This window comes from Mesorhizobium sp. M5C.F.Ca.IN.020.29.1.1 (assembly GCF_003997375.1).
Taxonomy (GTDB): domain Bacteria; phylum Pseudomonadota; class Alphaproteobacteria; order Rhizobiales; family Rhizobiaceae; genus Mesorhizobium; species Mesorhizobium wenxiniae.
In genome coordinates, this window is record NZ_RZSW01000761.1 from 1 (window position 1) to 2,251 (window position 2,251).

Annotated in this window: 3 protein-coding genes; all 3 read left to right on the plus strand. The window is 62.9% G+C overall.

The features are described from left to right. A partial coding sequence (locus tag EOA85_RS33190; protein WP_164760056.1) for an ROK family protein occupies positions 1-1,040 on the plus strand: 1,040 nt, incomplete at its 5' end. Next, positions 1,037-1,801 carry an ATP-binding cassette domain-containing protein gene (locus tag EOA85_RS33195; protein ID WP_127212528.1) on the plus strand — a complete coding sequence of 255 codons (765 nt, stop codon included), beginning with the start codon at positions 1,037-1,039 and terminating at the stop codon, positions 1,799-1,801. The genes EOA85_RS33190 and EOA85_RS33195, both read left to right, overlap by 4 nt. 39 nt (positions 1,802-1,840) lie before the next feature. After that, positions 1,841-2,251: substrate-binding domain-containing protein (locus EOA85_RS33200; protein WP_164760057.1), on the plus strand; the 411-nt coding region annotated here is incomplete at its 3' end.

Below are 2,251 nucleotides of genomic sequence, written 5' to 3' on the forward strand. Positions count from 1 at the left end.
AAACGGTATCGACCATCGTTCGCGAGCTGGAAGAACACGGCTACGTTCTGTCCATGCGCGAAGAGCCGCGGGGGCGCGGGCTGCCTCCGGCGACCCTGCGGATCAACCCGGAGGGCGGCTATGCCGTCGGCATCCATGTCACCCCGCTGGGTGTCAATGCGGCGCTGATCAATCTGAGCGGAGACGTGATCGAGAGCACCTACCGCGAGGCCCCCAACGCAACGCCCGACCATGCCTTCGATCTGATCGGCGCGATGGTGCTTGAATTGACCCGACTGCGGCCTGGCGGTCGCGTTCTCGGCATCGGCATGGCGCTGCCCGGCCCTTTCGGCGTGGAGTCGATGAGCTTTATCGGCCCGACGACGATGACCGGCTGGAAGGACGTGGCGCTTCGAGAACGGCTGGAGGCATCGACCGGGCTGCCCGCGTTTTTTGAGACCGACATGGCGGCCGCGGCAATGGGTGAGCGCCTGTATGGCCTCGGGACGGGATATTCCGAATACTACTATCTCTATTTTGGTGTCGGTCTTGGCGGCGTCATGGTTCATGACGGAAGCGCGCTGCGCGGCGCCTGGGGAAATGCCGGCGAAATCGGACACATTCCTGTCGTGCCGGGTGGCGAGCCGTGCCCCTGCGGCAACCGCGGCTGCCTCGAAAGATACCTCTCGCTCGAGGCGCTGCGGCGCCGGAAGATCAGCGACGCCGATTGGGTTGATGAAGTCGGGCCGATCTTTCGCAACGCCATCACCATCATCGAGAACCTGTTCGATCCCGAAACCATCATCCTCGGCGGACTCGCGTCCACCGATTTACTTGAACGGCTGGCCGGTTCGGTTGCGAACCTTCCCAACTCGATCTCGGCGCGAAAGGACCGCACGGCGCCGCGTGTCACCGTCGCACGCGGCGGCCAGCATGCGGTGTTGCGCGGTGCCGCAGCGCTTGCGGTCTCAGGGGTGCTTTCGCCGCGCTTCGGCCAGATATTCACCGCCGAGCGCGAACGCGGGCGAGATATCCTGCAAGGCAAGGGGATCGCGGCATGAGTGAACCCCTACTGGTACTCGACAACGTCGCCAAGAACTATGGCGCGATCGAAGCGCTCAAGGGCATCAGCTTCTCGATCGGCAAGGGCGAGGTGGTGGCGCTTTTGGGTGACAATGGCGCCGGCAAATCGACACTGGTCAAGATCATCGCCGGCGGGCTGGAGCCGACCTCCGGTCGCATGCTGTTCGAGGGCAAGGAATTCCTCGCCAAATCTCCCGCCGAGGCCAAGGCCGCCGGGATCGAGACCGTCTACCAGGACCTCTCGCTTTGCACCAATGTCGACGTGGTGGCCAACTTCTTCATGGGCCGCGAGATCACCAAGAAATATCTTGGCGTTCCCGTGCTCGACGAACCCGCCATGGAGCAGGTGGTCGAAAAGGCGCTGGCCAGCGCCGGCACGCGCATCGCTTCGCTCAGAACCAATGTCGAGCACCTCTCAGGCGGCCAGCGGCAGGCCATCGAGCTCAACCGATTCGTGCATTTTGGCGGCAAGCTCGTGCTTCTCGACGAGCCGTTCGCGGCACTCGGTGTCGAGCAGACACGGCGCGGTCTCGACATGATCCGCCAGGTGGCCAGCCAAGGTATCGGCGTCGTCATCATCACCCATATCATGCAACAGGCCTTCCAGGTCGCCGACCGGATCGTGGTGATCCGGCAAGGTGTCGTGGCAGGCGATGTCGCGCGCAACAAAACAAGTCCCGACGCGGTGATCAACATGATCACCGGAGAGACGCTTGCCGGTGCCGGACCGGCAGGCTGAGGGACAAATGAGGGGTCCGGCGCAAGAGGAGCGAACGACATGAAGAAAATACTTCTTTCCGTCTTCGGTATCCTGGCACTGGCCTTTGCCACGCTCACGCCGGCATTCGCCCAGTCCAAGGGCACCGTCTACTACCTGGTGCCGACATTGCTCGACGAATTCCAGACCGGCTCGGTGAGCGCTCTGGAGATGTTCCTGAAGCAGGTCGGCTACGAGATGAAGACGCTGAACGCCGATAACAAGACCGACGCTCAGCAATCGCAAATGAACGACGTTATCGCGCTCAAGCCGTCGGCGATCATTCTTGCCGCCGTCGATTTCAATGCGCTGAAGCCGTCTATCGAGGCCGCCCGCGCCGCCGGCATCCCGGTGGTCGAGTTCGATCGGCAGATCACCTCGACACCGTCCGACTTCACGTCGGTGGCGGGAACGGTCGAGATAGGCCAGATT